Annotated in this window: 19 protein-coding genes and 1 tRNA gene; 3 read left to right on the top strand and 17 right to left on the bottom strand. The window is 48.4% G+C overall.

Annotation, left to right across the window (positions count from 1 at the left end; genetic code table 11):
- Positions 1-3: 3 nt before the first annotated feature.
- On the bottom strand, positions 4-462 hold the full coding sequence (locus ACLU9Q_RS09965; protein WP_302592851.1) for an RrF2 family transcriptional regulator: 459 nt from the start codon (positions 460-462) through the stop codon (positions 4-6).
- 203 nt (positions 463-665) lie between these two features.
- Here ACLU9Q_RS09965 and ACLU9Q_RS09960 point away from each other — a divergent pair, with 203 nt between their 5' ends.
- Positions 666-1,991, top strand: coding sequence for a polysaccharide biosynthesis protein (locus ACLU9Q_RS09960; protein ID WP_302592850.1), 1,326 nt, complete (start codon positions 666-668; stop codon positions 1,989-1,991).
- A gap of 88 nt (positions 1,992-2,079) precedes the next feature.
- Here the strand turns inward: ACLU9Q_RS09960 and ACLU9Q_RS09955 are convergent, their stop codons facing one another.
- The 9 genes from ACLU9Q_RS09955 to ACLU9Q_RS09915 form a co-directional block, all read right to left on the bottom strand.
- A complete protein-coding gene (locus ACLU9Q_RS09955) occupies positions 2,080-2,757 on the bottom strand; it encodes a hypothetical protein (RefSeq protein ID WP_296835904.1) in 678 nt (225 codons plus the stop codon).
- Positions 2,758-2,998: 241 nt separating this feature from the next.
- Complete coding sequence (locus tag ACLU9Q_RS09950; protein ID WP_296835908.1) at positions 2,999-3,250, bottom strand: spore coat protein; 252 nt, start codon at positions 3,248-3,250, stop codon at positions 2,999-3,001.
- A 13-nt stretch (positions 3,251-3,263) separates the two neighbouring features.
- Positions 3,264-3,449 (bottom strand): hypothetical protein, encoded by a 186-nt coding sequence (locus ACLU9Q_RS09945; RefSeq protein ID WP_296835911.1) that lies wholly within the window; start codon positions 3,447-3,449, stop codon positions 3,264-3,266.
- Positions 3,450-3,527: 78 nt separating this feature from the next.
- Entirely contained in the window at positions 3,528-4,964 is a 1,437-nt protein-coding gene (gene glgA / locus ACLU9Q_RS09940; RefSeq protein ID WP_412625155.1) for a glycogen synthase GlgA, read from the bottom strand.
- Positions 4,965-5,045: 81 nt separating this feature from the next.
- On the bottom strand, positions 5,046-6,248 hold the full coding sequence (locus ACLU9Q_RS09935; protein ID WP_302592846.1) for a metallophosphoesterase: 1,203 nt from the start codon (positions 6,246-6,248) through the stop codon (positions 5,046-5,048).
- A gap of 33 nt (positions 6,249-6,281) precedes the next feature.
- Positions 6,282-7,079 carry a sporulation transcription factor Spo0A gene (gene spo0A / locus ACLU9Q_RS09930; protein WP_302592845.1) on the bottom strand — a complete coding sequence of 266 codons (798 nt, stop codon included), beginning with the start codon at positions 7,077-7,079 and terminating at the stop codon, positions 6,282-6,284.
- Positions 7,080-7,208: 129 nt separating this feature from the next.
- Positions 7,209-7,754, bottom strand: coding sequence for a beta-class carbonic anhydrase (locus tag ACLU9Q_RS09925; protein WP_302592844.1), 546 nt, complete (start codon positions 7,752-7,754; stop codon positions 7,209-7,211).
- Between the two features lie 79 nt (positions 7,755-7,833).
- Positions 7,834-10,557, bottom strand: coding sequence for a translation factor GTPase family protein (locus ACLU9Q_RS09920; protein WP_302592843.1), 2,724 nt, complete (start codon positions 10,555-10,557; stop codon positions 7,834-7,836).
- A gap of 119 nt (positions 10,558-10,676) precedes the next feature.
- Positions 10,677-10,895: a DUF378 domain-containing protein gene (locus tag ACLU9Q_RS09915; protein WP_296835928.1), complete on the bottom strand. Its 219-nt coding sequence runs from the start codon at positions 10,893-10,895 to the stop codon at positions 10,677-10,679.
- 132 nt (positions 10,896-11,027) lie between these two features.
- Between ACLU9Q_RS09915 and ACLU9Q_RS09910 the strand changes: the two genes are divergently transcribed.
- Together ACLU9Q_RS09910 and ACLU9Q_RS09905 are read left to right on the top strand one after the other, a co-directional pair.
- On the top strand, positions 11,028-11,801 hold the full coding sequence (locus ACLU9Q_RS09910; protein ID WP_302592841.1) for a putative ABC transporter permease: 774 nt from the start codon (positions 11,028-11,030) through the stop codon (positions 11,799-11,801).
- Positions 11,802-11,903: 102 nt separating this feature from the next.
- A tRNA-Gly gene (locus ACLU9Q_RS09905) sits at positions 11,904-11,974 on the top strand.
- Positions 11,975-12,030: 56 nt separating this feature from the next.
- On the opposite strand, the gene ACLU9Q_RS09900 is transcribed toward ACLU9Q_RS09905, so the two are convergent.
- From ACLU9Q_RS09900 to ACLU9Q_RS09870, 7 genes are all read right to left on the bottom strand, one after another.
- A complete protein-coding gene (locus ACLU9Q_RS09900) occupies positions 12,031-12,726 on the bottom strand; it encodes an NlpC/P60 family protein (RefSeq protein WP_296906269.1) in 696 nt (231 codons plus the stop codon).
- A 98-nt stretch (positions 12,727-12,824) separates the two neighbouring features.
- Positions 12,825-16,016, bottom strand: a complete 3,192-nt coding sequence (locus ACLU9Q_RS09895; protein ID WP_412625154.1) for a hypothetical protein — start codon at positions 16,014-16,016, stop codon at positions 12,825-12,827.
- Positions 16,013-16,939 carry a ComEC/Rec2 family competence protein gene (locus tag ACLU9Q_RS09890; RefSeq protein ID WP_296835941.1) on the bottom strand — a complete coding sequence of 309 codons (927 nt, stop codon included), beginning with the start codon at positions 16,937-16,939 and terminating at the stop codon, positions 16,013-16,015. Before ACLU9Q_RS09890 ends, ACLU9Q_RS09895 begins: the two co-directional genes overlap by 4 nt.
- A 157-nt stretch (positions 16,940-17,096) precedes the next feature.
- On the bottom strand, positions 17,097-17,366 hold the full coding sequence (locus ACLU9Q_RS09885) for a hypothetical protein (RefSeq protein WP_006864065.1): 270 nt from the start codon (positions 17,364-17,366) through the stop codon (positions 17,097-17,099).
- 17 nt (positions 17,367-17,383) lie between these two features.
- Complete coding sequence (locus ACLU9Q_RS09880; RefSeq protein WP_412625152.1) at positions 17,384-19,108, bottom strand: AAA family ATPase; 1,725 nt, start codon at positions 19,106-19,108, stop codon at positions 17,384-17,386.
- A 229-nt stretch (positions 19,109-19,337) separates the two neighbouring features.
- Positions 19,338-20,108 (bottom strand): hypothetical protein, encoded by a 771-nt coding sequence (locus ACLU9Q_RS09875; protein WP_412625151.1) that lies wholly within the window; start codon positions 20,106-20,108, stop codon positions 19,338-19,340.
- A 58-nt stretch (positions 20,109-20,166) separates the two neighbouring features.
- Complete coding sequence (locus ACLU9Q_RS09870) at positions 20,167-22,974, bottom strand: tetratricopeptide repeat protein (protein ID WP_412625150.1); 2,808 nt, start codon at positions 22,972-22,974, stop codon at positions 20,167-20,169.
- Positions 22,975-23,014 lie beyond the last annotated feature (40 nt).

The raw sequence follows: 23,014 nt of genomic DNA, 5'->3' as shown, positions 1-23,014 counted from the left end.
ACCTCAATTCTCACATTGTGCGGCAACATAGCCGCTTTTGCACTGTGCCTTTCTGCTCTCACGGACCAGTTGGTCCAGCATTATTTCATCCACAGCCTCTGTTATACTGTCATTGATCCTCTGCCACACATACTTTGTCACGCAGAAGTCTGCGCCCTCGCATCCGGCATCTTCCTTCAGCCCCGGACACTCCACGGCGTCCAGATTGCCCTCCAGCGCCCGCAGGATATCGCCCACGGAAATCTCCTCCGCCGGTTTTGCCAGCCGGTAACCGCCCTGCGCGCCGCGCTCGCTGACGATCAGTCCCGCCTTTCGCAGCTTTCCGAAAAGCTGCTCCAGATAGCTCTCTGATATCTTCTGCCGCGCCGCCACGCTGCTGATGGGAACCGCCTCCTGTTCGCAGTGCAGAGCCAGATCGATTAACGCGCGCAGCCCATATCTGCCCTTTGTGGAAAGTTTCACGCTGCCACCTTCAATCCTTTTATTTTTTAAACCCGACTAAATCACTCGGATTTCTTCAAAAAAGAATATAGCACCCATTTCCGGTTCTGTCAAGGTACTTCTTGACATATATTGCAAAAAAAGATTACTCTTCACCGTCGCTCCGGGTGAGTGCACATGTTCCTGGAAAACGCTGAAGAATAATTGCAGGGGATGATACTCACATGCCTCAAAAACATACCGTCTTAAAGGGAGCCGCCCTTTTAACCGCCGCCGGGCTTATCGGGCGCATTATCGGCTTTTTTTATAGAATATTCCTCTCGCGCGCGATCGGTGCAGAGGGGCTGGGAATTTACCAGCTTATTTTTCCGCTTTATGCGCTGTCCTTTTCGCTCACCGTGTCCGGCATCCAGACCACGATCTCGCGGTTTGTCTCCGCCAAAACCGCCTCCGGCGACCGCGGCGGGGCGCGCAGAATCTTCCACATCGGCATGGCGCTCTCCCTCGCCCTGTCCCTGTGCGTGTCCTTCCTGCTGCTGCATTTCCACGGCTTTCTCGCGGAAAATTTTGTCAAAGAGCCGCGCAGCTCAGAGCTTCTGCGCCTGCTCGCCTACGCGGTTCCCTTCGGTTCCCTTCACGCATGCATCAACGGCTATTATTATGGGCTGAAACAGGCAAAAATACCCGCGATTTCCGAGATACTGGAGCATCTGGTGCGCCTTGGCAGCGTCGTGCTGCTCTGCCGCATCTGGACGGAGAAGGGGATCGCTGTCACGCCCGCCATCGCTGTCTACAGCATCATACTGGAGGAATTTTTTGCCGCGCTTTTTTCCGCTACGGCTCTGACGATCCATTTCGCCGCGCAGCCGCCGCTCCCGAAACCAGTGCACTCCACCGCGCACTACGCAGGCGAGCTCCTTATGATCTCGGTGCCGCTCACCTTAAACCGCGTGCTTGTCAATGTCCTGCAAAGCATCGAGGCGCTGCTTATCCCGCTGCAGCTGCGGCTCTCCGGGCTTACCGCCTCTTCCGCCCTGAGCGTCTACGGCGTGCTCACCGGCATGGCGCTGCCGCTGATCCTGTTCCCGTCGGCGCTGACCTCCTCGCTCTGCACCATGCTGCTGCCGGTCATCTCGGAGGCACAGGCCTGCGGAAAGCTGTCCGCCATTACCGCCGCCATCCGCAAGCTCTGCCTGTCCTGCCTCGCGCTCGGACTTGTGTGTTTTCTCGGCTTCTTTTTCCTCGGCGATTTTGCCGGAAACCTGCTCTTTAACAATGAGCTTGCCGGCTCCTTCATCCGCGCGCTCGCCTGGATCTGCCCGCTGATGTACTTAAATCCGGCTCTCTTTGCGATCCTGAACGGGCTTGGCAAAACCTCGCAGGTACTGGTACACAACCTCACCGGCGTCGCCATCCGCATCGCCTTCATTGTCTTTGCGATCCCGGTATTTGGCATCAGCGGCTTCTTCGCCGGTATGCTCATCAATCAGCTTGTCACATTTCTGCTTGCAGTGCGCAGTATCCGCAAAAGTCTGGCAGAAGCAGTATGACAGCGCCCGCAAAAATTTCCCAAATATCATAATCCACGCAAAAAAGCAGGCAGGAAAACCTTTAAGCTTTCCTGCCCACTGTCAATCTTCATTTCCGTTGATCCATCCGTCCGTTTTTGTCCACATGACGCGAACCCACCCAGGTATTTTGGGCCATATAGCCGCTGCTATAGAAATAGTACCAGTAATATTTCCCCTGGCTGTCCTTGATGCACACCCACTTTTTCTGAGCATAGGTGCCGTCCGCCTGCCTGTATTTTGTGCCTTTTTTCGTCTTTTTAAAGCCGTTTTTTACGTCCGCGCGGTAGCCCGCCACAGCACTTCCGTCATCGCCATAATAGGTGCTGCCGTGCCAGCCGTTGGTGAGCATCCTGCCATTGCTCTGCAGATAATGCCCGTTTTTCGTGCGATTTTTCAGCATCCGTCCGCTGTTGTCAAAGTAATACCAGTACCAGACGCCCTTCGCCGCTTTCGTAGTCAGCTTCTTCCAGCCCACCTGCATATAACCGTTTTCATCGAAACAATATGTATACGTTTTTCCATTTTTCTTAATATTTTTAAATACCCAGCGCCTGTACGCCGCCGCTTTATTTGATGTTTTCGTTCCCTTTAAATACTTTGTTTTCGACGTATAGTACCGGTAGTAATAACGGTACGTTCCGTTCTCCTTCACCCTTACCCTGCGAAAGCCCGCGTTTACAGTCATCGCCGGAAGCAGTGCAAGCAGCAAAAACAATGCCAGAAACACCCCTGTTTTTTTCTTCATTTTAGCCACGACCCCCTTTTTTGCAAAGTTTCTTTCCCTATGTACAGTATGACACAGATTTCCGTAATAAGCAAGGGAAACCTGTGTCATATTCCGCCGTTCCCCGTCTTTCAGAAACGGATGTGTCATACTTGCACCTGAATCACGTTCTCACGCCTCAAACCCACCGGACCAACTTCGCGTCGCAGCAGGTATTTAAGGCTGGCGTGAACAGTACCCAGCTCCGGACAGTCGCCCCAGCTTAGCCCATCTGTGTCAGAATGGATTTTACGTGCGCAACCTCTTCTGCGGTCGCCTTTGCCGCCGGAACATAATACTGCTTGCTCCGCGCGATCTGATAGATCTCCTCCTGGGACATCTCGCACTGGTTGCGGATCTGTTTGAGCGTCTGTTTCAGCTCTTTGTTTTCTGTCTGCGGGATCATCTCGCCGTAGCGCACTAATTCGCCGTTGATACCTGCAAGAGTATCGGATACCATTGTTTTCTCGTCCATGTTTGCTTCCCTCCTACTGTAAAAATCCCATAAGCTGCTGCTTAGATTCCATCGCGCTCTGCGCGGATTTCTGGAAAAACTGCTTTACTGCCGGGTCGGTTGCCTGAGAAGCATACGCCGTCATTTTACAGTGTGTGGTGGAAAATCCGCCGATCAGATGGCGCAGGTTCTGCAAATCAAGTTCTGATAATTCTGCCATAAAAAAGCCCTCCTTGTCAACATATCGTTACTTTACCAGTATGTCTCCAAGGAGGGTTTTCTATTCATATTTTATTTTTTACAACCAGTTATACAGCTCCGCGTACTGATCCGCCGATGCCTTCCAGGAAAAGTCCGCCGCCATCGCACGGTCGATCAGCCTGTTCCACTCACGTCTCTTGTCCACATAAACAGAATGGGCATAACGTATGGTGTTGTACATTTCATGCGCATTGTAATTTCGGAAACTAAAGCCGGTGCCGGTGCCCTCGTACTCGTTGTACGGTTCCACAGTATCCTTCAGCCCGCCCGTCTCGCGCACGATCGGGAGCGTGCCGTACCGCAGGCTCATAAGCTGGCTCAGACCGCACGGCTCAAAGAGCGACGGCATAAGGAACGCATCACAGGCCGCATATACCTTGTGAGACATTGCCTCAGAGTAGTAAATATTTGCCGACACCTTGTCCGGATACTTCCACGCAAAATGACGGAACATATTCTCATAGCGCTCCTCGCCGGTGCCGAGCGCCACGATCTGCCAATCCTGCTGGCACATTTCTTCCATCATATAATTGATGAGATCGAAGCCCTTCTGGTCAGTCAGACGGGAAACGATACCAATCATAAACGTTTTTTCGTTCTGCGCAAGTCCCAGCTCCTTCTGCAGAGCAATCTTATTTTTCACCTTTTCCTTGCGGAAATTGCGCGCATTATAATTCGCCGTGATCATTTTGTCTGTTTCCGGATTATATTCCTCATAATCGATCCCATTTACGATGCCGCGCAGATCATGCGCACGCGCCTTCATCAGACCGTCCAGATTTTCCCCGTAGAACGGCGTCTTGATTTCCTCTGCATACGTCGGGCTTACCGTGGTGAGCGCATCGGCATATACCAGACCGCCCTTGAGATAGTTTGCGTCTCCGTATGCCTCCAGCTTGTCCGGCGTGAAGTAATAATCCGGCAGTCCCGTGATGTTTTTCACGGTGTTCATATCCCACACGCCCTGGAATTTCAGGTTGTGTATCGTCATGATCGACTTCATGTTTGCGAAGAACTCGCCCTCACGGAACTTATCCTTTAAAAATACCGGGATCAGTCCGGTCTGCCAGTCGTGGCAGTGCACGATATCCGGCTGGAAGCCGATCACCGGAAGCGCCGACAGCGCCGCCTTCGAGAAAAATGCAAATTTCTCGATATCCTCATAAATATTTCCATACGGCTTCATGCCCGCAAAGTAGTATTCGTTGTCGATAAAATAGAACTGGATGCCGTCGTACACCGTCTCCAGGATTCCCACATACTGGCTTCTCCAGCCAAGATCCATATAAAAATGAGACACATAATTCAGACTCTCTTTTAAATCCTCGCGCATACACAGGTATTTCGGAAGAATCACACGCACGTCAAACTCTTCCTTGCTGAGATATTTCGGCAGAGAACCCACTACATCTGCCAATCCGCCGGTCTTGATAAACGGAACACCCTCCGATGCCACAAAAAGTACCTTCTTCATGAAAACCTCCCGTAAAAATTGTAATAATATATTTAAGTATAACTCCATTCTATAAAAAGAGCAACAAAAAAACGGCGCTATTTACACGCCGTTCGCAAAGTCTACATCTATGATGCAGATTTCTGATTTCGTCCCCACCCGCATGAACGGACCGAACACACCGATGCCGGAGGTGACGATACTGTACATATTGTCTTTTTTCAGATCACCGCAGGAGTTTTCCCACTTAAGGTCTGTAATGATATTTGCCGGGAATACCTGTCCGTCGTGGGTGTGACCGCTAAGGTCAAGATCCACGCCTGCGTCGGCAAGCTCCTGCAGCTCGCGCGGCTCGTGGTCAATCACCAGGATCGGCTTGGATTTGTCCATATCCGCTGTAATCTCCGCAGGCGTTTTGCGCACCTCAATGCCGCGCCCCGGGCGCTCATAGTCCGGTCTGCCGTACACGTAAAACAGATCGTCAATCAGCACGCCCTCATCCCGCAGAAGCTTTATATCCGCCTTTTTAAGCAGCGCATCCATGCGCGGATCGCTCTGCTTTTTCTCCTTCGAGGCAAATGTAAAGCCCGCCAGAATTGGCTCCTCGATATCATGGTTTCCATAGCAGGCGTAAACCCCGTATCTGCTCTGAAGCCCTGAGAGGATCTGCGCCAGCTCTTCGGGATCCTCCAGCGCCTCATACTGATTGTCGAAAATGTCCCCGGCGATCACCACCAGATCGGGATTTTCGGCATTGATTTTTTCCACCATCGTTTTCATGCTGCCGTTGCTGATGTTGTAGCCGAGATGCAGATCCGCCACCAGCGCAATGCGAAGCGGATGCTTTAGTCCCTCACAGGGCTTGTCAACCGTCACCTCATAGCGCGTCATGCGGATCGTGCGCGCGTTTATCATTCCGTAAATGCTCACCGCAATCACAATCACCGCACAGACTGCCCCGGTGATCACCGAACCTCCCCTGGAAAACAGCAGCGCCTTTTTTCCAAAAGAGATCCGGTACAGGATAAAATGCAGAATCAGCGCCACACCGATCGTCATCGTCATATAAAGCAGCACGCCGAGCCAATAATTGCTGATCAGCTTCATCACCCGCTGCAGCCTGGAAGCCGGCAGAAAGAAGGCAACCAGCAGGCTCATTGCAAAAAACATATAAACAAGTACCACAATCGTCCGCGCCGCCACCGTCCGGAAAATCCCGTGGCACGCCTGCATCCAGCGCATGATCCAGACAAGCTGGACAATGTTCCAGAGCATGTACAGCGGCGACAAATAAACTGCTACCATATTTTAAGCTCCATTCTCTTTTGTATGTCTTTTCTAGCGGTTCTTGTACTCCAGGCGCACCTTGTCGGCGATCAGTGCGATAAATTCCGAATTCGTCGGCTTGCCCTTCCCGCCGTTCACCGTGTAGCCGAACAGCTCGTCAATGGTATCCATCTTTCCGCGGCTCCACGCCACCTCGATCGCATGACGGATGGCGCGCTCCACGCGGCTCGGCGTCGTCTGGTGCCTCTTCGCGATCATCGGGTACAGAATCTTGGTGATGGAATTAAGCATCTCCATATCGTTCACCGACATGATGATTGCATCCCGCAGATATTGATAGCCCTTGATGTGCGCCGGAACGCCGATCTCGTGGATGATGTTTGTGACGTCCGTCTCCAGATTGCGTTCCATGTACTCGCTCTTGCTCTCGTAGGCGTTCACCTTGCGCACCTCCGCAAAATTACGCTCGCGTTCCTTGCGGACATGCTTGATCCGGTTCAGCACCATCTCATTGTCAAACGGCTTTAATATGTAATAATCAGCGCCGAGTTCAAAGGCATCCTCAGTAATCTTTTCCTGCCCGATCGCCGTGATCACAATAAACGCCGGGCGCTTCTTGATCCCGTTATCCTGGTTGACTTTCTGCATCACACTCAGTCCATCCACCTTTGGCATAATAATGTCGAGAAGCACAACGTCCGGTTCCTTCTGCCGGATAATATTTACAAGGTCCTCGCCGTTTCCGGCTCTCCCCACTACTTCTAAATCTTTATCGCTGCTGACAATGCTGTCGAGCAGCTGCACCATTCTCTCATTGTCGTCTGCGATTGCAACATGTAATTTTTCCAACAGTCTGTCCTCCAATTATTTCCAATCATTACAGCTATTATAGCTTTATCCGATTCGCATAATCAAGAACATTTCATCGTAAACATTCGACATATTTCGTCACACGTCCACCCTTCAGCCCTTCCTTCCTTACTCCACCACCGGATACAGCTCTCCTGTCTCGGTGTTCATGATATAGCCGGTGATCGTCACATCCTTGGGAATCAGCGGATGCTCGCGCAGCGTCTGCACGGTGTCCTCCACCGACTCCCGGATGGTATTGAAGCCGCACAGCCACTTTTCAAAGTCCACTCCGGCATATTTGAGCATCTCGATCCGCCCCATGGAAATGCCGCGCTGCTGCAGATGTCCGAGGATCAGATCCGCGTCGATATGCTGCACGCCGCAGTCAGTATGTCCGATCACCATAACCTCCTCCACACCAAGCTCGACGATCGCCACCAGAAGACTGCGCACGACGCTCCCGAACGGATGGGTAACTACCGCGCCAGCATTTTTGATAATCTTGGCGTCGCCGTTTTTCAGCCCTAGCGCCGCAGGAAGCAGCTCCGTCAGGCGGGTATCCATGCAGGACAGAATTGCCAGCTTCTTCTCCGGATATTTCCCTGCACGATATTTTTCGTATTCTCTGTTTGCCACAAATTGTTTGTTGTACTCCAAAATTTCCTGTCTCATATTCCTCTTCCTTTCTTTTGAATGTAGAAAATCACCGCTTCCAATGTGCATCGCCAGCGTGGGACGCTTCTGCCCGCTTTTACAAACTTTTTCTGCCAAGGCGGATATCCTCCATCAGCTTCGCCAGATCCTCCGGCAGCTTATCAAACAGCTTCTCTCCGGTACTTTTCTGGCCGCCGAGATAATCCCTGCGTATCTCGGTGCTCGCCGCATCGATCTCTTCTAAAAGCCCTGCCGCCGACATACGGGAAGCCCCCGCGCCCCAGATGATCATCTGCTCCAGCGCGTCCGATGTCGCCACAGTCACATGGTGCTGCGGGTTGATCTTATGCACCGCTTTTTCAATATACTGGTCCGCCGTCTCCGCCTCTCTGGTATACACCACATAAATATTGTGATACTTCTGCACAGAGCCGGTTCCGCCCTCCACCTTGTAGGCGTCAAACACCAGAATAACTGTACTTTTTCGGAAGCCCTGATAATTGCACAAAATATCCATCAGCCTGCCGCGGGCACTCTCGATATTGATGCGCGCAAGCTCACGCAGCTCTTCCCAGGCAAAAATGATATTATAACCGTCCACCAGCAGATACTCTTCTTTTGGCGGCTCCCTGCGCGTCCTTTTTGCATTAACGGAATCCACCGTGCGCGCCGGGGCAAAACGGCTGCGTCCCCAACCGCTGCGGGCCTCTTTTCCGGTGCCGTAGGTTCTGGTGAAAATCTCCTCCAGCTCCTGATCCATCGCCAGAGAGGACTGTAGTTTGCGCCCGGCTGCCGCATAGTCCGTCCCCTCGTTCTGCCGTTCTTCGCTCTCAGGCTGACGCTTCGGCTGATAAGCCCGCTCCAGGTGCATATAGTCCGGCACCTTATCCCACGGCACATAAAAGCCTGCGCCGTGCGCGCAGAACACTGAGCCGCTGGGGTTGTCCGTATCCGCATCGGGATCGTACCCGACAGCAGCGATAACATCCTCCTGGTTATGGCACGGCTCGTAACCCTTTAGACTGCAGAAGAGGCGTCCGCAGCCTTTCGTGTAAGCGACAACCTCCTTCTGGTAATCCTGCATGGCTGCAACCGGCGCGCTTCCGGTCAGCACCGCCACAGCTCCCTGCGTTTCGGGTCCCTCAAACGTCCCATGCATCCGCGTGATATCCGCCATGGCACGTCCCACCGCGTCCGTGGGCACCTCCAGCCGAAACTCATAGACCGGCTCCAAAAGCATGCTTTCTGCGTTCATCAATCCCTGGCGCACCGCCCGGTAGACTGCCTGCCGGAAATCGCCGCCCTCCGTGTGCTTTAAGTGCGCCCGCCCGGATAACAGCGTAATTTTCATATCCGTGATCTCCGCCCCGGTCAAAACGCCCCGATGAGCTTTCTCCTGCAGATTGGTGAGGATCAGACGCTGCCAGTTCCGGTCCAGCGCATCCTCGCTGCAGGCGGTATCAAAGATCATACCGCTCCCGGCTTTCAGCGGCTCCAGCAAAAGATGCACCTCCGCATAATGACGCAGAGGCTCAAAATGACCGATCCCCTCCACCGCATCGCAGATCGTTTCTTTATAGACAATGCTTCCGGCGCCGAACGAAACGTCCAGACCAAAGCGCTCCAAAATCATGCTTTTTAAGATTTCCGTCTGGATTTCGCCCATAACCTTCACATGGATTTCCTGCGCGGACTCGTTCCATAGAATACGTAAGGTCGGCTCTTCCTCCTCCAACTGGCGCATTTTTAAAAGCGCGCCGTGCACATCGCAGCCCTCCGGAAGCAGCACCCTATACTGAAGCACCGGTTCCAGAAATGTCTCGCCGCTGTTTTTCTGACAGCCAAGGCCGTCACCTGGCAGCGTATGGTTCAGTCCGGTGACTGCGCAGACGCTTCCTGCCGCCGCTTCGCTCACTGTCTGGTAGCCTGCGCCGGAATACAGCCGTATCTGATCCACCTTTTCCAGGATCTCCCCGGCTTCATCCTTTCCGGTTACAAGCGGCATTTTCACCTTCAGAGCCCCTCCCGTTATCTTCATATGTGTCAGACGGTTTCCCTGAGCGTCTCTGGAAATTTTAAAAACCTTCGCTCCGAATTCCTCCGGATAGACCGGATAATCGGTATATTCAGAAAGTCCTTCCAGAAATTCCCCCACGCCCTCACCCCGAAGCGCAGAGCCAAAATAGCAGGGAAACACGTTTCTTTCCCGGATCAGTGTACAGATATCCTCCTCATTGATTTCTCTGCCCTCCAGATAGCTCTCCATCAGCGCTTCATCGCAGACCGCCAGATTTTCCCGCAGCTTCTCCCATGCCTCGCCAAAATCCACGCATCGCTCATCCAGACGGCTCTTCAGTTCCTCCATCAAATGATCCCGGTCGGTTCCCGGCTGATCCATTTTGTTGACGAACAAAAAAGCGGGAATCTGATACTGCTTTAAAAGGCGCCACAGCGTCTGCACATGCCCCTGCACACCGTCCGCACCGCTGATCACCAACACCGCGTAGTCCAGCACCTGCAGGGTGCGCTCCATCTCCGCTGAAAAATCGACATGCCCAGGCGTGTCCAGCAACGTCACCTCCTTGTCGCCCAGCGAAAACAGCGCCTGCTTTGCAAAAATCGTAATGCCGCGCGCCCGCTCCAGCTCATAGGTATCAAGAAAAGCGTCGCCGTGATCTACCCTGCCCATGGTGCGGATGCTTCCCTGCCGGTACAGTATGCTCTCCGCCAGGGTGGTCTTGCCCGCGTCCACATGCGCAAGGATGCCAATGCACAGACGCCCGTTTTTTCTGTCTGATTTATTTTCTGAGGGATTTCCCATTGAAAATACCCCTTTCCGTCGTTTATGATAATCTTTTCTTTATCATAACACAGAAAGGGGCGTTCGTCGATACATGAATCTGCTAAAGCCAGTCCCGTCAGGCTCCGATGACCGGAATCCTATGCGTGCACTTCGTCGCTGCTGCCGACTCTTCCGAAAAAGCTCAGAAGATACAGCCCGCTGAGACCGACCAGCACATAGATCAGTCTGGATATCCAGGTCATATCCCCAAAAATCCATCTCACCAGATCCAGCCGGAAAATTCCGATCAGACCCCAGTTGATTGCCCCAATTACGGAAATTACAAGCGCTGTATAATCGAGTCCTCTGTTTGCCATCCTAACACCTCCTGTCTGTTCTATAAAAAGTATTCCTAAAATTTCCGTTTCTATGCATCGCGTTAGTATAGCTTTTCTGAAAAATCTATGGTAAACTGTAAAAGACTTACAATTTTCAAAAAGGAGATTTTTATGGAATTACAGACACACGCTCCGTCTATCGAACTACTCTGCTACTTTATTTTACTTTTCATGGTATTTTCGGTCGCCGGCTGGATCATGGAGGTCACACTGAAATACATACAGTTCCACCGCTTCATTAACCGCGGCTTCCTTATCGGACCTTACTGCCCGATTTACGGTGCAGGCGCAGTACTCGTCACAGCGGCCGTTCATCTCACGGCGGGCAGCGACTGCAGTTACCTTGAAGCGTTCCTCATCAGCTTCTTTTTCTGCAGCGCACTGGAATATTTCGTGAGCTGGTACATGGAAAAGGTTTTCCATGCCCGCTGGTGGGACTACAGCTCGCGCCCGATGAATCTGGAGGGACGCATCTGGATCGGAAACTGCGTGCTGTTTGGCATCGGCGGCGTGCTGATCGTAAAGCTGGTCGCTCCGGCGCTTTTCCGCCTGTTCGCGCGTATTCCAAAAACAGCGCTGTACGCCATCTGCATCTGTTTTCTGATATTGCTGGCAACGGATTATGTGCTCTCCCACATCGTCACCTCTATGGTGCGCCGCGTCGGTGAGGCGAGCACGGGAGACAACACCGAACAGATCAGCCGGGAGATCCGTCAGATCCTCTCCCAGAAATCGATGCTGCACAGACGTATCCTGGACGCTTACCCCTTCATGCAGGCGCGCACAGACGCTATCCAGGCGCGTCTTTCCGAGGAACGTCAGAAGCTCCGCGAACGTATAAAGGAAGAAAGCAAACGGTTCTATAACCGGGACGACCGGGACTGAGGTTTTGAAAAACTTGCAATTTTCTCTGTTTTGAAAAACTTGCAATTTTCTCTTGCAAATAAAAAAAATATGCGCTATACTGTCAGAGTACCGAATCTCTGTGCAGATATAGTTCATTGGTAGAACACCAGCTTCCCAAGCTGGGGAGGCGGGTTCGATTCCCGTTATCTGCTGCAAAAGCCGGAAAACGCTGTATCCGCGTATTTCCGGCTTTTTTGATGCATTATATTCAGATCTTCATAATAAATTCCGCTTTCACAAAGCCGTAATATTTTCCGCCAAGGCGCACATAATACCAGTCCTCGCCGTATTTGTCCTTCTGTGTGTAGTCGATTACCTCCACGATATCGCCCGCATAGAGCTTCGGATAACTCTTAATGTTTTCATAGTCCGTCCCCGCCCAGACGCGCACGTTTACATCGTCCGCCACACATCTGCCGCGGAACAGCTCTTTTCTGTCCGCCGGATCGCTGCCGCCAGACGTCTGACCGCCGCTCTTTACATAACGGCGCACCTCCAGAAGCTGGTAGGTGTGGCGGTACTCGGTCGCCTTTTTTCGCACGGGGCCAATGCCAGCCCCATGTCCCGAAAGCTCGCCGTTTCCCATATAATACTCCACATGACGGGAATCGTAGCGGGACGGCCCCCAGAACACAAGATCCCCCTCCTGCATCTTTACAAGATCCTTTTTCGAAAGGCTCTTCCTGCTGGCGTCTGTATTTTTCAATACCAGTGTTCCTTTGTCGATCTGCTCGCCGGTCCACGTGCCGACGAAGATGCCGAGACCACGCTCATAGCATTTCCACACCAGAGACGAGCAGTCCGAATATCCATCAAAAACATTCTCGCGCAGATAGCTCTGCGTGTAGGAATTTCTCCCCTCACGCGACCGGATCAGCGCGCTGACATCTGCAATGCCTGCCATAGTTTACCTCCAAATACTTAGGTTACCCTATCAGCATATGCAGCATATCCCAGCTTTGGAAACAGATAGCGCCTGCCTTTTGAAACGCAGACTCTTTTCTATTTTAACAAATCATAATCACATGGTCTAATGATCATATTTTTAAAATTAACTATCATGTCATTATCAAGCATCGGTTCTCCAACCACCGCAGGACATCCCAGCTCCAGTGCCAGCGCTACCGTGCTGCACTGTTCATAATATTCCGCCCTTTCTCTTACCAATAACTGATGTTCAAAATCCGGTGACTGCAGTTTTACATTGGAGAGTATTTCCAGATAGGCAATGATACTCTCCAGATATCGGTTTTCATAATGGCACATTTCCTCCAGCATTCTTGAGACAGAGCTGTGCGTAATATAAACATTATCAAATTGCTCTAACGTATCCAGCTTGTCCTCTATCGCAATCATATATAAACCCCACGCATCTATCGCAATGCATCTGTTGACATCAAAATCAAGTTTCTTTTTTATTGCCTGCACCCGCACATGCCAGTTTTCTCTCCTGTAAGTATCCTTTACACTATTAACCCTTGTTTCCAGCATTCCATTCCAGGTCGTCTCTCTGTGCGGAGGGTATTTTCGCTGCCAGATCAAAAACATGGCTCCTTCTCTCGTCAGATACGTACTGCCCTTAGACTGTGCAAGAATGCCGAAAAATGCATTATCTGCATTAAAATGCTCCCATGCTTTTTTCGCATTCAGGTTGCACATATATGCAATCAGCGCCACACGATGATACTCCTGAGGCAGAAGTAACCCCTCCTCAACGAAGGATATCCGTTCCTCCTCAAAACGCTCCGGATGATTAAAGGAATTCGTATACAGCATTAATTCATGCTCCCAGAAGATCCTGATATTTTTATCCTGCATCTCATTTTTATGTACAGAAAAAAATCTCAGTGCTTCCTTTATATCACGCCGATACTGAATGATATAATCAATATATGCTCTGTAGGCATATTCCGGTTCATCCTTCACATATTCCGCATGGTTTTCAAACAGATCCCGAAACATGGCATCCGCTTTCTCCAGCATCCAGTTTCTTTTATAGAATTGAAGAATTTCCAGCCATAATTCCAGAGATGGATTATTTTTCCAGCTTTCCACCACTTTTGCTTCTGCTTCTTCAACCGTATGACTATTTTCAAACAGAAAGTTTTCAAAAGCAGTTATCGCTTTCTCATTCCCTTCCGCTCTGATAAATACCAGATGTCTTTCCATGTCAGCCGTCACGTTCCAGCCAAAGATACGTCTTCCCCATCCATATAGATTCATCAGCATCGCCACAACAGCCATCCGCTCTCTCTGGTCGATTTTCTCTATATTATTCTCGACAGCAGCAATCAGGCGCTGCATATCCCTCTCCAGACATTGCGTTCTTTTAAGCATTGCCGGATTTTTAAACTCAAATGTCCGCATCATTTCATTCATCGCACCCAGGCTGTCAATAAGCACTTTATCCGCTTCCGACAAGGCAGAAAAAACAGATAAGTCTATTTTTCCACCCTGGCATAAAGTTCTTGCATACTTCAGCTCAAGGTCGCGCTGATCGATTTCTCCAAATAACGGTCCATATTTTTTCAGGAGCGGATAAATCGTTATTATCCGATATGTATCCTGCAGGAAAAAGAACGTGTTAAATAACACGCATCCTTCCCTCTTCAATATCGCTGATAAATATAATTCATCCGCTTTTTCCAAAATAATCAGAAAACACTCCCGTGCCTTATATAAGGCAGCACGGTTTATACGCTCCGTATCTACCGTACCATCCTCCCTTGTCGCCTCCTGGATTGCCAGAAAATAGTATGCGCACGCCAGACTTTCCAGCACTGCATAATCGCTCCCGATCCGATAAGCACGGTTCAGGCAGCGAACAGACCTGGTGTATTGTTTATAGCGCTCCCCATATACAAATCCTATCATCTGATAAATTAATGCTTCTTCATCCGGCTCGGTAATCTCCAGTTTCAGATTCTCGTGCTCATCGACCATATGCCCCAGCGTATCTTCCGCCGCGGCATTTTCTTCATACGCTCTTCCGAGATCATAAAACACTTCCGCCAGTATACGTACATTCTCGCTGTCTGTGCCATCTCCCAAAATTTTTTTGGCATATTCCATCGTTTCTTTATAATTCTTTTTTCCAAAATTGTAAGTCAGCCACCGCAGCGGATCATGCCCCTTTAAAAGTCCCCGTTGCCTCATCTCTTCTTCAAGAATATGATATTCATCATCCAGATAACATGCTTCAAAGCAGTAAAGCATATGCTGCATGTGATGTTTTATCATATGCGCGCTGCACTGGTCGAACCGCTCGTCCAGCATCGTTTCCTTTGCAAAAGCTATCGCCTTCTGGAATTTTATATCATCTATGTAAGCACGCACTTTTTCCGTCTGCATGCCAAGCCAGTCGTCGTACATACTCTGTTTTTGCGGAAGCCGGGTTGTCCCATCATATAGAAGCTGCGTTTTCCCACATGCAACGTCCTCTTCCGGAATCCCGATAATCCGGGTTTCAAGCAGTATATTAAAATGGTTTTTCATAATACTTCTTATTATCCCCATTTTTACTGACGACACCCTGCCGCGATACACCGTTTCTCCCTCGCCAGACGATAGCAGTCCCAAAACGCTGAAATTCTCCTCTTCTCCATGCCAGACAGGCGCTCCGAAAAAGCCTTCCAGCTCATAAACTCTGTTGCCCTGATCAAGATATCCATCTTCCGCTCTGAAGGTAAATTCTCTTCTATCCGACAGACTATGAAGAACGGTTCCACGTGTCGTATCCATTATTTCCAGCAGTGGAATTCCCTGCTTTATCCCACCTGGAAAACCCTGTGAAAAAACCTTATCGCCTTTTCTTGCCTCTGCGATCAGATAAGGCGTTGCTTCCAACGGCAATGCGTCATCTTTCTTTAGATAGATGACAGCCGCATCAACAGAATGCTTTTTAATATTTCCTGTTTCTGTTATTTCATCAATCGGAGAATATACAACCTGTTCACGCCCCGCAAAAATACAACACTCCCGATAGTCTTCCTTTTGTCTGTCTATCGGGAGCAAAAAGTGAACCTCAATCGGGTCTGTCAGCGCTTCCAGCACATGTGCGCAGGTAAACACGAAGAACATAGAGCCATTTCCGGAATAGTATAAAACACCGCTGCCGCATGAAGTTCTCCTTGCATCCGTAATAAGTGCAGAATACTCCTGCGTCCTCCATTCCAGATCTTCCAGCAGCCTCATACCGGTGTCTCCCATAAAATCTCTTCCCCCTCCACAAAATGTACCTTATATTTTTGATCTTCCTCTGTTAAAAATCTGCTCCACCAGTTCACAGATCCATAGATATTTATATTCCCATACCATTTGAGCAGTTTTGCAATCGTCTGCTTGTCCGGATGCCGGAGACCTTCCGTGCAGATTATGTAATTTCTGCAATTGACTCTGCCGCTCCACTCCTCGGAAATATTTTTTACCGAGCCATGATGCGGCAGTTTAACCAGGTCATAGTTTCCATCTTTGATGTTTGCCAGCACATCCGCTGACCATGCATCTCCCGTAAATAGCATCCTGCAGTCACGGTAAATAAATTCAAATACAATACTGGCATGATTGTTTACACTTGTATCGCTGTATTTTATCGGGAGAGCCATCAGCTCCCGGAAGCTATATCCATAATCTGATGTCCTGCCAAGCGGTACAGAATCCTGCACATTCTTCTCTCTGTGCAGCGCAGATTCCACCGGCCACAAAATCCGAAACACCGCACCATCTGTTTCAAAAGTATTGCCTGCCACAGCCGGTTTTACAGGTATACCGCATTTTATCAGTCTCGTATATACTTCATCGTTTTGCCGGACAGATAATTCTGTCTGGCCGGAAATCACATCCCCGTGATTCATCCACACTTCTGTAACCGGCAAGTTTTCATTCCTGCGCAGATTACTGAGCAGTCCTCCAATATGGTCGTCATCCACATGCGTCAGTATAAGCGCATCAACACACTCTCCGGCAGCAGACATCTCTGCGCAGATACCGGCAAGCCTGTTTCCAAAGCGCATAACGCCCGTATCTATTATAATATTGCGAAAATTTCCAGATGCGCCGACATATCGCAGGCGCATACAGTCGCCCCTTCCGGCATTGTAATTAAAAATCTGCAGCATAGGTTCTGTTTCTGTCCTTCCCCCTTTACTTCCTTCAGCCTTCTACAAGGCAAATCATGCTAACCAATAATCAACAGCGCACCAGCCTCTTCTACATCTGTCTGGCTCGTTGCTCTCGGGAATAAATAACCTGACATTTCAGCCAGGCTACCCTTTCTTACTTGATGTTATTGAAAAAAGCATTCAGGTAATACGATAGATTTGCTTCAATCATCCTGACATATCCCGGATAGCTGAAAATAACTCCAGGTTCATCCAGTCCCTCTGTATGACCTACACATGAAAAGCCATTTCTGTCTGCTCCGATATAGGTATCTATTGACCTCATCTGCCCATCCTGATTTTTCAGAATGATGTTCATTAACGTCAATCCATCTCCGATATCATATAAATCAACTTTACGTTCAGAAGCTTTGTACTTTATCATTCTTCAGCATCCTTCCCTTACTTTAGCCTCTCCCGCAGAACCTCCACCTTGCACTCATGTCGTTTATCCTCATCATCCTTGTTATAGGCAATCCCCACCGCAAGGATACGTCCCGTGTATTCCGGATTCTCCCCGAACTTTCTACGCTTCGCTTCGGTCGGCGCTAAAACGTGCGCCACTGGCGCACAGCGCCCTTCAAACCGGAGCGCATACTGACGGTCCTTGATTTGCCGGATCGCTTCGTCCGCTGTGTGGTTCACTTTTAACTCAATAATAATACAATCCTCGTTTTTTACGAACGGATAAAAGATAAAGTCAACATAGCCAAGACCCGCTTTGTCCTCGCGTTCAATACGATAGGAATCCAGTGCTTTCAGATATACCCACCGGATAATAGACGCCAGCTCCGCCTCATTGCTGTATGTCTGCAGCGGGCTGTGCGTATTATGCGCGTACTCCATCAGCTCCGTCATGGTTTTTGTATCGCCGGCTTTCGTCGCTGCGAGCATCCGCCCCGATTCTTTTGTCAGCTTATATACATTTCCCAAAGAAGGCTCCCGCTGTACCACCTCCGCAAACTTATCCATCAACTCTTTGTTCGGGATGGAAACGTACCCGTCCTTATAATTCAGAAAACCATACACTACCATCGCTGAGAATATCTCATCTTTTGTTTCCAGCTCCATCGATGTTGCGGCATATTCCTGTACTCTTGCCGGAACCGGATTATCCGCTACCATAGCGGCAATATCATCCTTGACAGCATCCGTATTGGCACCTATATAATAGAATATCTCATCATAAGGGCCCGAGCTCGTCCAGTAGCTTCCCAACTGGTTGTCACTAAGCGCACCGACTACAGACCTGGGGTTATACAACTTTTGCCCGCCTGCCGTCTGATATCCGTCATACCACAGTTCCAATCCCTCACGGGTCACAGCCGGATCTGGCTCTGTCTCCAGATACCTCTGATACAGAGCATCCACTTCCTCATCGGTAAAACCGAAATATTCACTGTATTTTACTCTGGTGGCCATAGAGTATTCAAAAAACATATTCAATTCCGAACCGCTGGAATATTTTGCAATCGGCAAGATACCCGTCATATATGCCATCTCCACATAGGCTTTATCCTTTAAAAGGTTGCTTAAAAATTTCGTGAATCTGGCCTTGTCTTTATCTGCGGCAAAATCCTGATGGTAAATATAATCCCATTCATCCAGCACAAAAATAAACTTCTCCCCATCACAATATTCATGCACCTTCATCAAAGCATCCCATATGGCATCTGTTTCCCTGATTTTCACATTTGGATATGCCATTGTCAAATCGTCTAAAAGCAGCTCCTGTATACGATTAATATACTGACTATAGGAATTATCTTCTTTTGGCATCTCATTAAACATAATATGGATGACATTGTGTTTATTCAGATGTCCTTCATACCAGTCATACTTTGAAACTTTCAAATTTCGAAAAAGCCTGCTGCTGTCTGCGCCTTTTCCGAAATAAGAAGCGATCATGTTAGCCATAACCGTCTTACCAAACCGGCGCGGTCTGGTGATCGCTACATATTTTGGTCCCTTTCCCTGATTAGGACCAGCTTCTTCCATTTCATTCCCTTCCAGTTCCACCAGAGGCACAAGTTCAGCAAGTATATCCGTCTTATCCACAAAATAAGTTGATGCGTATTCTCTGCGGAATAAACTATATGCACTCCGGCTATTTAAATAAATGCCCATTCCATCCACACTCCTTTCCCGTCCAGTCTGACTCTGTCCAGGCAGTTCTGACTTGCCTGATCTCCTCATCCTGAAGCTGTCAGTTCTGCCCAGCCTCGCCCACCTTCCAACAGCGTATAATACCCCTATTGTGTTTATCGTACCATAAAACTTCCCCTGTTACAAGATGGTTTGTGGATAAATTATCTGAATTTTCAGTCACTTTTAATATATGTTCATAAAAGCATGTTCAACTAATCTTCTCTTTCACATTCTCTGGCACATCGATCAATCCAAACCGATAGAACATTCCGTAAATGTAGGTCACACCCCGGATATCGCCGAGAGCCTTGGGACGGTTCACAACAGCACCAACTTCATGTATCCTGCCAAACGCCAGTAAAACGGAACTCCACGTCAGACTTTTACTGCTTTCACGTCTGTCGATGAACAGCTCCTTCGTATACGCTCCGCTTCTCCCCTTCTTCAACTTGTAGGAAAAGGGAAGCCCGGAATATGTTCTGAACTTATAGCCCTGGAATTCAATCACCGCCTCCCATAGAGCTTCTTCACTCAGCTCAGCCAGCAAGTTTTCAAGAACACGTTTCCGTTTCCTCATCCGGCGCACTCGTTCAGCTCCAACACTCAGATTCGCACGATCCGTCTTCTGCGGGAAGTACACGCCTTTTTCATAGGGCAGATACGAAGTAACCGAGGCTTTGGAGAGATTCAGCTCCTTCATAGTTGCGGCAATCGCATCTGTGTGTGACAGACCAGAGGCCTGGTGAAGCAAGAACACCTCCTGCACCTTATCAGCTACAGCAGACTCGTACACACCCGCGGTGATTAAAAGCTTGCGTACTTTGTTGGGGTTAAGATCGAGTTCCTTCGCTATCATTTGCAGAGACGGATGGTCATCAGCGCCGTAGCGAGCTGCAGCAGTGTCCATCTGCTTCTGAAGAGCCATACTCGGATCATAGTCCGGTTTGGATGGTTTACGGCCGCCACCCGTTTTTTTCATAAATGTTCCTGCCAAAGCTATTGGCTCCATATCACTTACCCTTTCCTATCTGTCCTCTTTAATGCTCATCATCTTCGCTGCAAAGTGTACGATATGCTTCTGCTTCTTCCGGCATATCATTCCTTTCATATATCTCGGCAACATATTCGGCTGTCAGCAGAACATCTTCATATGCTCCCAGTTCATTATCTATTTCCATGGAATCCCGGTAGTTTTCCAGTGCTTCATTATCCCTATGGAGTTTATCATACACAAGGCCCAGATTAAAATAACCGATACTGATCTGCCCGTGTATTTCTGGAAGGGTCTCTTTTTTAATTGCCAGCGCCTCACTAAATAGATCCGCCGCATCATTAAGCGCTCCCATTTCATAATAGATCAGGGCAAGATTATTCAAACTGATTGCGTAATCCAAACTCCTCTCCCCATAAATATTTTTGCGTATATTCAAGCCTTCTGTGCATATGCCAATGGCATCTTCGTATCTTTCCATTTCCCGGTATGCAGTTGACAGGTTATCATATACAGTTGCCAGAAATGCCGAATCCTCTGTAGAATTTCCACGGTACTCCCGGATAACTGTTTCAAACAGTGAAATAGCTTCGCTATACTTTTCTTCACTGGCATAGACCTGCGCAATATTATTTTTTGTCGCCAGGACCATCGGGTGATCTGGTGTGTAAATCTCTTCTCTTATACACAGCGCACGTCCATACAAATCTTCTGCTTTCGGATAGTCTCCTTTACTCCGGTATACAAGCCCCAGATTATTATAAATATCTGCTTTAAATGAAGACGGACCTGGCCAGATTTTATCCGCAATTTCTAAAGCCTCATTTAAACAATCCAGTGCTTTATCATATTCTGTAAGTTCATAATAGATCAATCCAATACTTCCATAGGATTGAACAATGTCTGGATGCTCTCTCTTTAATGTTTTTTGTTTTATTTCTAAAGCTTTTTGAAATAGGGAAAGCGCTCCTGAATATTTTCCCATATTATCATAAAGCAACGCATACCCATCATAAAAGGCAGCCATTTCCGGATGAGGCTTGTCCCCATAAATCTGCTTCATCCCCCGTTCCGCTTTCTGATAATAGGATCTTGCCTTGTCGTAATCTCCCGGATATCCACGCTCCCTAAAAAAAGAAGCCATATCGGAGTAATGTGTACTCAACTGTAGAATATCGGTTTCCGGATTCCGTTCAAATTTGTCTGCTGCCCAGAAATATAGTGCTTCAGCGCGATCCGATCGGTTCAGTTTGACATATATTCCTGCCAATAACTTTATAAGCACAACAACTTCAATATCGTCGGACGAATAATATTTTTTACGGATTGCCAGAGCTTTCCTCAAATACGAAAGAGATTTTGAAAATTTATACATATTATAGCTTACGTCTGCAAGATTGTAGTAATCTGAAGAAACGGTAATGGAATTCGGCCCGGACACTCGTTCATCTATTTCTAATGCCCTTTGAAAAAACTGATACGCATTATCATAGTTTCCTATATCATAATAAATATATGCAAGATTTGTCAGGAACTCTGCATCCTGTTCATTGCACAAATGGTTCCATAGCACATCCGAAATGGACCATGAAAACGGAATCAAATAAGACTTTTCTGCACCATGTTCCTGCTCTCCACAATCCATTTCTTTTGTAATGGAATGGATCACATATCTGCATTTTTCATATAAATGCTCCTCATTCTGAAACCGTATGGCAGAAGCGATAACAGAATGCATGATATATGTTGAAACAAGCTTTCCGTCGCTTTTAAGCCAACCAGTCTTTACCAGATATTCCAACTGTGACTTATGTTGAATCTCAATCCAATTTCTCACAGCTTTATATTGGAATGGGATTGCCGGTATCACGGAAAGCTGGCACAGCAAATCCTTATCTTGGATACGACACTTTGAAATCGTAAATAAGATTTTTAATTGTTCTGTTACCCTCTTTTCTGATTGCAATAATGGATGATGCGAACCGACTTCTTCATTGCTCATACGGAATCCTTTTTGAACAAGCAACTCGTAAAACTCCTGCAGAGTTTTTTCTTCCATATTAGCTGTCTTTGCCAGAAGCTCAAGCATTACCGTATGATATTCTATTAATCCCAGGATCTTATCTAAGTAATGATTATCGTGATCTCCCACATAATAATGATAAAAGATATTCCGGCAGTCTTCCTCCGGCAAATGGTCTACGGAACATCTATAAAGCCCGCCTATCTTTTCGGTTCTGCTCGTTACCAGGATCCTGCAGGGCAGATCTATCGTTCTGTCCACATAGAATGAATCAATATCCGTAGGCGGATCAGATATATATTCCGGTTTTTCCTGCTGCTCTTCTCTATTTTCTTTCATAACAACCTGCAGCAATGCCAATACCTGGTCTATTTTTTTATCCTGTTCCCTTTGTAGTTCGCCACTTAGCTGTATGTTATTCATCATAAACATAGGACACAAGATGTCATCTTTTATGATTTGGTCCTGAAAAGTGCGATACCACGCCAGGATATCATTCTGCTTTGCATATGCAGAATAGCGACGCAGTATGTTTGCAATCCGCTCAGGTGTTAAATACCCTTCCCGGCACCACGCATCAAAAATACATTCGCAAATTGCAGCGGATACATCTTCACTAGTCCCTTTGCAAAGATATTCCCCAACACTTTTCTCGATTGCTCCATATAACCTGCATTCAAACGAATCAGGCTTATCGCCTATTCTCTTTTTCAATTCTGTCCAGATTTTGCCGGTACCGATATCGGCAGCTTTCTCCGTCAGATATCCCATTACCGTAAATCCGGCAATCTCTTTTGTTGCTGCTGATATAATGATTGATGCCAGGCCCATATGTATTCCTCCACATTCTCTACTTATGACAGGTTCATCA

Origin of the sequence: Marvinbryantia sp., from assembly GCF_047017445.1 — a bacterium.
GTDB lineage: Bacteria > Bacillota > Clostridia > Lachnospirales > Lachnospiraceae > Marvinbryantia.
Note: the sequence above shows the minus strand (reverse complement) of the source record. Positions and strands in the feature narration are given on the sequence as shown.